The organism is Paraburkholderia sp. (genome assembly GCF_035948235.1).
Taxonomy (GTDB): domain Bacteria; phylum Pseudomonadota; class Gammaproteobacteria; order Burkholderiales; family Burkholderiaceae; genus Paraburkholderia.
Genome location: NZ_DASZJJ010000174.1, coordinates 1 through 6998, shown reverse-complemented (window position 1 = coordinate 6998; position 6998 = coordinate 1). Strand labels below are relative to the sequence as shown.

Sequence of the window (6998 nt, the reverse complement as noted above, 5' to 3'; positions counted from 1 at the left end):
GCATGAGCCAGCGGCAGCGCTCGTAATGCTGGCGCTCGCGCGGCGTGTCCTGCGGGAAGGCTTCCACGCCATCGAGCACCTGCTGCCAGAGCGCCTGATCGAGATAACGCTCGACGCGGCGGCTACGCGACGCCTGCGGCGCACGCGCGCGGCGCAGCGCCAGCGGATTGCCCGCGAGGTAACCGGCCGCCACCAGATAGCCGAACAGTCCGCCGAGAATGCCCATCGCCTGGCGGCGGCTGCGCGGCGCGAGCGGCCCTTCGAAGAGCCTGCGCTGGCTACCCTTGCGCGGCCGGGCCGGATCGACCCAGTCACCGTTGGGCGCGGCGAGAAACTGTTCGTAGAGCACGAAATCTTCGCGCGTAAGGCTCGACAACGGCTTGTTGAGCGTGCGCGTGGCCCACAGCATCAGGCGCACCGCTTCCTTCCGGTAGCTGCGCAACGTGTGTGGAGATTCGATGTACTCGGCGAGCCAGAGCCGCACGGCTTCAATGTCGTCGCGTGCGGCAGTCTGCGCTACCCCGCTGCGGGCGCGGTTCGTGCCGTTTCGGCCGTCGAGCGCGAGCGGCAGGGCGGGAATCAGGGTGATGGCGTCTTCTGACATCAAATGGAGCGCGGGATCGGTCGAGGCTCAAGCGTACAGCAGCTTTAATTGCGATTATAGGTGTTATCGTAAATTTTTAGCCTGTTATCGTACTTATATAACGTTATACGATGATATACAGTATGATTTGGTGTGTTAGCCTCCTCCGCGTCTGAAAAAACCATGTCACGTATCAGCGATACCCGTTTGCGTACGCGTGAAACCGCGTCTCGCCTCGTTGCCGCCGGAAAACGGCCTCATGAGCTGACTGTCGATCTGATTTACGCGGAAATCCGCCAAGGCAGCCGCACGACGATCAACGACGAACTCAAGCAGTGGAAGGACGAAAAAACGCGCAGCGACGCCCTGGCCTCGCAACTGCCGCCTGTTGTCGCGGACGCAATGCTGGGCATCTGGGCGGTCGCCGTGGAGCATGGAGAAAAGGTCTATGACGCGCGCGTCGCCGAACTGGAGCAAAACACGGCGCAAGCCGAGTCGCGCGCGGCCGAGGTCGTCGAAGCGCTCGCGGCTACGGAAGAAACTTTGCGGCTACGCGAAGTAGAACTGGGTGCGCTGGGCGAGCAGATCGCCGCGCTCAAGCAACAACTCGAAGGCGCCAATGCGCGCGCCGAGGAAGCCCGCACTCGCGCCGATGCGCTGGAGGCCCAGCGCGACGCAGAACGCGAACTCGCCGATACGCGACTGCGCGAACAAAGAACGGAACACGAGAAAGCGATAGCCGCGTTGCGGGTGTCGCTGGAGGCGCGCGACGCGACCTTTCAGTCCGAACTGGACAAGGCGACGCAGCGCATGGAAGGCGTGCAAAAGCACATGATGCAGCAGATCAGCGAGGCGCGCGAAGAGCGTCGGCGCGCGGACACGCTCGCCGCGTCGCTCCAGCAGCGCAATGAAACGCTGCTGGGCGAACTCGGCGCGGCACGCGTAACGCAGGCGAGTCAGGACGAAGCGTTACGGACCGCCCAGCGGGAAAATGAGATTTTTGCGCGAGAGCGCGAAGCGCTGGAAAACAAGCTCGTCGCCGTGCGCAATCGTTCCCGGGCGAAATTGAAGCGCGTCGCAGTAAGCGCGCCGCGCGGCGCGCGCTAGCTTGACGCCTGACGATTTACTCGCCGGTCACGAGATTGCCAACGCCGCCCACCGCATTGCCGCTTTTCGCGGCCGGTGCTTGTGCGGCGGCAGGTGCTGTTCCGGTCGCAATCGGCTTCAAATCGAACGGCACGGGATTCGAATCGTCCACTTCCATGCGATCGCCCGAGATCGACCCATCGGCCGCAAACGTGCCGACCCAGTTGCCCGTGATGCGCGTGCCGTCATTGGACTCTTCCGCTTCGAGCGTTGCGCCCGAGCGGTCGCCCGCGATCAGGATCACTTCGCCCGTGTCGCGGAACTGATATTCCCCGTGCACGCCGGTCGGATCGTCCGGGTCGGTCTTGGCGCCCAGATGCATCACGATCTGGCGTTTGCCGAGCGTGCCCGCGTATTGCGGGAGTTTCGCGAATTCGGGATTCGGCTTGAGCGTCGAATGCACCGGCGAACTCGCCGCTGCATCGGTCGTGTGATTGCCGCCGACGGCGCAGGCCGCGAGCGGCAGCGCAATCGCCACCGCCGCGAACCAGGCGAGAGGTCGCGCGGTTTTCGGGCTTGAAACTTCCATCGGATTCCTCTGATCGGGAATGCTGTTCAGTGTCGCAGCGTGCTTAAAACACGCGCTGCGATCGCACGATTAGCTCGCGGCCAGCGCGCGTTCGACGTCCTCGCGACGCGGGATCGGCGCCACGGCGCCATAGCCTTGCGTCGACAGTGCGGCCGCCGCGTTGGCGTAATGAGCCGCCGCGAACGGATCGTCGCCGGCCACCAGGCGCGCGACGAACGCGCCGCCAAAGCAGTCGCCCGCGCCGGTCGCATCGATCGCCGAAACGACGCGCCCCGGCACCACTCGGCGCTCGTGCGGCGTCGCGACATAGGCGCCTTCCTTGCCGAGCTTGAGCGCAACGACGCGTGAACCGAGTGCGAGCAAATGGTCGACGATTGCATCGCGGTCGTCGAGACCCGTCAGCACGGCGACATCGTCCCAACTCGGCAGGCAGATGTCGGTCAGACGCAGCACTTCGGTCATGACCGCGCGAGCGCGAGCAAGCGGCCACAGCTTCAGGCGCAGATTGGTATCGAAGCTCACCTGCACGCCGCGGGCGCGCGCATGCTCGATCGCGGCAAAGGCCGCATCGCAGGCGGCGTCGCCAATCGCCACGCTCACGCCCGACAGATGCAGCACGCGCGCCGCAGCCAGCGTGTCGAGCGGCAGATCGCCCGGCGCATAACGGCTTGCCGCCGAACCCTTGCGCAGATAATCGAAGGCATGGCCGTCCGGACCGTGGGAGACGAAATAGACACCGGTCGGCGCGTCGGCGCGCACGCGCACGTGCGCCGTATCGACGCCCTCGCGCGCCCACAGATCGAGCAGCAGACGCCCGAACTGATCGTCGCCAACCGCGGAAACAAAGCCGGTACGCGCGCCCTGGCGCGCCGCCGCAATCGCAAAGTTGGAAGTATCCCCGCCGAAGCCTTGCAGGTATTCCGGCTTGCCCGGCGCGGCCTGGTTGAATTCGACCATGGCCTCGCCATAGGCGAGGATCTCCGGCATTGCTGTCGCCACAGCCGTCATGCCGCTCAGACCTCGCCCCACAGATCGTGGCCGTCCGCACCGGTGATTTTCACCGAGACGAAATCGCCAACCTTGTAGCGCTTCGACGCTTTGGTCGCCGGCGCGACGTAGACAACGCCGTCGATTTCGGGCGCGTCTGCCGCCGTGCGTCCGATGCCGCCGTCCGGGTTGATCTCGTCGATCAGTACCTTGAGCGTCTTGCCAACCTTGCGCTGGATGCGTTTGGCCGACACTTCCTCGGCGACTTCCATGAAGCGCGCGCGGCGCGCCTCACGTACTTCGTCCGGCAGCGCGCCGTCCAGCTCGTTCGCCGTCGCGCCTTCGACCGGCGAATACGCGAAGCAGCCCACGCGGTCCAGATCGGCTTCGCGGATAAAGTCGAGCAGCGTTTCGAACTGCTCTTCCGTCTCGCCCGGGAAACCGGCAATAAACGTGCTGCGGATCGTCAGATCCGGGCACATTTCGCGCCACGCCTTCACGCGCTCCATGACCTTCTCTGCGTTGGCGGGGCGCTTCATGCGCTTGAGCACTTCGGGGTGCGCGTGCTGGAACGGCACGTCGAGGTACGGCAGCACGTGGCCCTTGTACGGACCTTCGGCCATCAGCGGAATGACTTCGTCGACGCTCGGATACGGGTAGACGTAGTGCAGACGCACCCAGGCGCCGTACTGCGCGGCCAGTTCGCCAAGCGCCGCGACCAGATCGGTCATGCGCGTCTTGATCGGCTTGCCATTCCAGAAGCCGGTGCGGTACTTCACGTCCACGCCGTAGGCGCTCGTGTCCTGCGAAATCACCAGCAGCTCTTTCACGCCCGATTTGAAGAGGTTTTCCGCTTCGAGCATCACTTCCGCGACGGGGCGCGACACCAGGTCGCCGCGCATCGACGGGATGATGCAGAACGTGCAGCGGTGATTGCAGCCTTCGGAAATCTTCAGATACGCGTAGTGGCGCGGCGTGAGCTTGATGCCCGCCGGCGGCACGAGATCGACGAACGGGTCGTGCGGCTTGGGCAGATGGCTGTGCACCGCCTGCATCACCTCGCCGACGGCGTGCGGGCCGGTCACGGCCAGCACCTTCGGATGCACTTCCTCGATCAGGTTCGAGCCGCTCGCGCTCGCCTTCTTGCCGAGGCAGCCGGTGACGATCACCTTGCCGTTTTCGCTGAGCGCCTCGCCGATGGCGTCGAGGCTTTCCTGCACGGCTTCATCGATAAAGCCGCAGGTGTTGACCACGACCAGATCGGCGCCGTCGTACGACCCCGAAATTTCATAACCCTCGGCGCGCAGCTGGGTAATGATCTGCTCGGAGTCGACGAGCGCCTTCGGGCAGCCAAGGGAAACCATCCCGACGCGCGGTGCGGTATTGCGGGAGGTCGTTGATTCAACAGGGTTTTTCACGTGTACGTCCGGATGTGGGGCGCGAGGCGTTCGTTGCGCCGCGCGAGATCAAGCCAATCCGCCATTTTACCCATTTGGCGTATGGAGAGGGGCGGCGTGGGTGGACGTACAACGATGGGAGGAAGGGTCGGATGAGCGCCGATCTGGATCAATATTCGCTCAAGTCCGTTGCGACTCGAATGCGTCGCTGCCGTATCACGCCTGCGCCGTGGAGCTTCGCGACGCAGCCCCCAGGGGAGGTGGAGGCCGTGAATAAGGAACTGGCACAGTTTCAAGCAGATCTGCTGAAGTCGAACGGCGAAATGAAGTGCGCGCACCAGAAGACGAGCGATCGAAGAACGGCACCCGCAGGCACTCCGCGACCTGATGACAGCCCGGCCATGGAGATCACCAGCGAATAAACGAACAAGCAAACGAACAAGCGGCCGCCGGCGCGTGGGCTGCCGCGCCATGCCGCTTCAGTTCGGTGCGCTTTTACTTCTTCTCTTCTTCGTCGCTCGAGTTTTCGCTCGCACCCTGCGCCGAAGCCGCAGGCGTTGCCGGGGACACCGGCGAAACGGGCGAAACCGGCTTGAACGGGAAACTGCTGAACATGTTCTTCGCCTGGTTCTGCATCTGCTCCTGCATCTGCACGAACATGTTCTTCGACTGCTCGATGTAGCTGGTCATCATGCCCTGCATCATCGGCGCCTGCATGTTCATGAACTGCGACCAGACTTCGGGGTTCATCGCATTGCCTTCGTAAAGGCCCTTCGACTGGTCCGCGAGCTTGTTCTGGATGTCGATGAACGCCTGGATGTTCTTTTCCAGGTAAGTGCCCATCATGCCCTGCATCGCATGGCCGTAGAAACGGATGATCTGCGACAGCATCGACGACGAGAACATCGGCAGACCGCCGCCCTCTTCCTCAAGGATGATCTGCAGCAGGATGCTGCGCGTCAGATCCTCGTTGGTCTTCGCGTCGATGACCTTGAACTCCTCCTGATCGAGCACGAGTTGCTTCACATCCGTGAGCGTGATGTAGGTGCTCGTCTCCGTGTCGTACAGCCGACGGTTCGGATATTTCTTGATCAGTCGTTCGGCGGTTTTCTTTGTAGTCGTCATATGTCGCCCTTGTATGCGCCAACGCGCGAAGGCCAATGCCATCGCGCGTCGTCTAGCCCGGAAGCGGCCTGCCCCGGTGTGCAAACAGGCCCGCTACCGCCGTCGATCCCGCTGTTGCCGCGCGCGCCCTTCAACCCGCGCGACAGCGAGATCAGCCCATGTGCAACCCGCCGTTCAGCGAGAAGTCAGCACCGGTTGCGAAGCCCGACTCCTCCGAGGCGAGCCACGCGACGATCGAGGCGATTTCCTCAGGCGCGCCCAGGCGGCGCACGGGAATCGTCGCGACGATCTTTTCGAGTACGTCGGGGCGGATCGACTTCACCATGTCGGTGCCGATGTAGCCCGGCGACACCGTATTGACCGTCACGCCCTTGGTGGCCACTTCCTGCGCCAGCGACATCGTAAAGCCGTGAATGCCGGCCTTGGCGGTCGAATAGTTGGTCTGGCCGAACTGGCCCTTCTGGCCGTTCACCGAGGAAATATTGATGACGCGGCCCCAGCCACGCTCGACCATGCCGTCGATCACCTGCTTCGTGACGTTGAAGAGGCTGGTGAGGTTGGTGTCGATCACCGCCGTCCAGTCTTCGCGCGTCATCTTGCGGAACACCACGTCACGCGTGATGCCGGCGTTGTTGACCAGCACGTCGATCTCGCCCACTTCGGCCTTGACCTTGTCGAACGCCTGGGCCGTCGAATCCCAGTCGCCGACATTGCCTTCGGAGGCGATGAAGTTAAAGCCCAGCGCTTTCTGATCTTCGAGCCACTTCACGCGGCGCGGCGAATTCGGGCCACAGCCCGCAACGACCTTGAAGCCCTGTTTTTCGAGGCGCTGGCAGATACCCGTTCCGATACCGCCCATACCGCCCGTTACATACGCAATACGCTGTGCCATAAAACACACTCCATTATCGTTTTCCGGAGCGCCGATCGACGGCTCCGGCCTCACCTTGCGCCTGCTGCTCCCGATGACGCCTGGCGCATGCGCGGCCTGAAGCGCGCATGCTACCAAATTAACGCCAGATCACAACTGGCGACGTCTTACGGACGTTCCAGCGCGAGCGCCACGCCCATGCCGCCGCCGATACACAGAGACGCCAGGCCGCGCTTCGCGTCGCGGCGCTGCATTTCGTGCAGCAGCGTCACCAGAATCCGGCAGCCCGATGCGCCGATCGGGTGGCCAATCGCAATCGCGCCGCCGTTCACGTTGATCTTCGACGTGTCCCAGCCCATC

At 63.6% G+C, this 6998-nt stretch carries 7 protein-coding genes and 2 pseudogenes; 2 read left to right on the top strand and 7 right to left on the bottom strand.

Annotation, left to right across the window (positions count from 1 at the left end):
- Positions 1 to 604: pseudogene (locus VG320_RS15125) on the bottom strand (site-specific integrase); the annotation flags it as partial.
- Positions 605 to 766: 162 nt separating this feature from the next.
- On the opposite strand from VG320_RS15125, the gene VG320_RS15120 reads away from it, so the two are divergent.
- On the top strand, positions 767 to 1690 hold the full coding sequence (locus VG320_RS15120; protein WP_327200907.1) for a DNA-binding protein: 924 nt from the start codon (positions 767 to 769) through the stop codon (positions 1688 to 1690).
- Positions 1691 to 1706: 16 nt separating this feature from the next.
- Here VG320_RS15120 and VG320_RS15115 read toward each other — a convergent pair whose 3' ends face one another.
- From VG320_RS15115 to rimO, 3 genes are all read right to left on the bottom strand, one after another.
- Complete coding sequence (locus VG320_RS15115; protein WP_327200906.1) at positions 1707 to 2258, bottom strand: hypothetical protein; 552 nt, start codon at positions 2256 to 2258, stop codon at positions 1707 to 1709.
- Between the two features lie 69 nt (positions 2259 to 2327).
- Positions 2328 to 3245, bottom strand: coding sequence for a sugar kinase (locus tag VG320_RS15110; RefSeq protein WP_327200905.1), 918 nt, complete (start codon positions 3243 to 3245; stop codon positions 2328 to 2330).
- Between the two features lie 26 nt (positions 3246 to 3271).
- Positions 3272 to 4609 carry a 30S ribosomal protein S12 methylthiotransferase RimO gene (rimO, locus tag VG320_RS15105; protein WP_321841344.1) on the bottom strand — a complete coding sequence of 446 codons (1338 nt, stop codon included), beginning with the start codon at positions 4607 to 4609 and terminating at the stop codon, positions 3272 to 3274.
- A gap of 185 nt (positions 4610 to 4794) precedes the next feature.
- On the opposite strand from rimO, the gene VG320_RS15100 reads away from it, so the two are divergent.
- Positions 4795 to 5064, top strand: a complete 270-nt coding sequence (locus tag VG320_RS15100) for a hypothetical protein (RefSeq protein ID WP_327200904.1) — start codon at positions 4795 to 4797, stop codon at positions 5062 to 5064.
- Positions 5065 to 5137: 73 nt separating this feature from the next.
- Here VG320_RS15100 and phaR read toward each other — a convergent pair whose 3' ends face one another.
- The 3 genes and pseudogenes from phaR to VG320_RS15085 all read right to left on the bottom strand — a co-directional run.
- On the bottom strand, positions 5138 to 5767 hold the full coding sequence (gene phaR / locus VG320_RS15095; RefSeq protein ID WP_327200903.1) for a polyhydroxyalkanoate synthesis repressor PhaR: 630 nt from the start codon (positions 5765 to 5767) through the stop codon (positions 5138 to 5140).
- A 151-nt stretch (positions 5768 to 5918) separates the two neighbouring features.
- Positions 5919 to 6659 carry a 3-ketoacyl-ACP reductase gene (locus VG320_RS15090; RefSeq protein WP_103703680.1) on the bottom strand — a complete coding sequence of 247 codons (741 nt, stop codon included), beginning with the start codon at positions 6657 to 6659 and terminating at the stop codon, positions 5919 to 5921.
- Between the two features lie 146 nt (positions 6660 to 6805).
- A pseudogene (locus VG320_RS15085) lies at positions 6806 to 6998 on the bottom strand (acetyl-CoA C-acetyltransferase); the annotation flags it as partial.

Excerpts from the sequence above, each read along its gene's own strand:
- VG320_RS15120 (WP_327200907.1), top strand. The coding sequence starts at position 767 with ATGTCACGTATCAGCGATACCCGTTTGCGTACGCGTGAAACCGCGTCT.
- VG320_RS15115 (WP_327200906.1), bottom strand. The coding sequence starts at position 2,258 with ATGGAAGTTTCAAGCCCGAAAACCGCGCGACCTCTCGCCTGGTTCGCG.
- VG320_RS15110 (WP_327200905.1), bottom strand. The coding sequence starts at position 3,245 with ATGCCGGAGATCCTCGCCTATGGCGAGGCCATGGTCGAATTCAACCAG.
- rimO (WP_321841344.1), bottom strand. The coding sequence starts at position 4,609 with ATGGTTTCCCTTGGCTGCCCGAAGGCGCTCGTCGACTCCGAGCAGATC.
- VG320_RS15100 (WP_327200904.1), top strand. The coding sequence starts at position 4,795 with ATGAGCGCCGATCTGGATCAATATTCGCTCAAGTCCGTTGCGACTCGA.
- phaR (WP_327200903.1), bottom strand. The coding sequence starts at position 5,767 with ATGACGACTACAAAGAAAACCGCCGAACGACTGATCAAGAAATATCCG.
- VG320_RS15090 (WP_103703680.1), bottom strand. The coding sequence starts at position 6,659 with ATGGCACAGCGTATTGCGTATGTAACGGGCGGTATGGGCGGTATCGGA.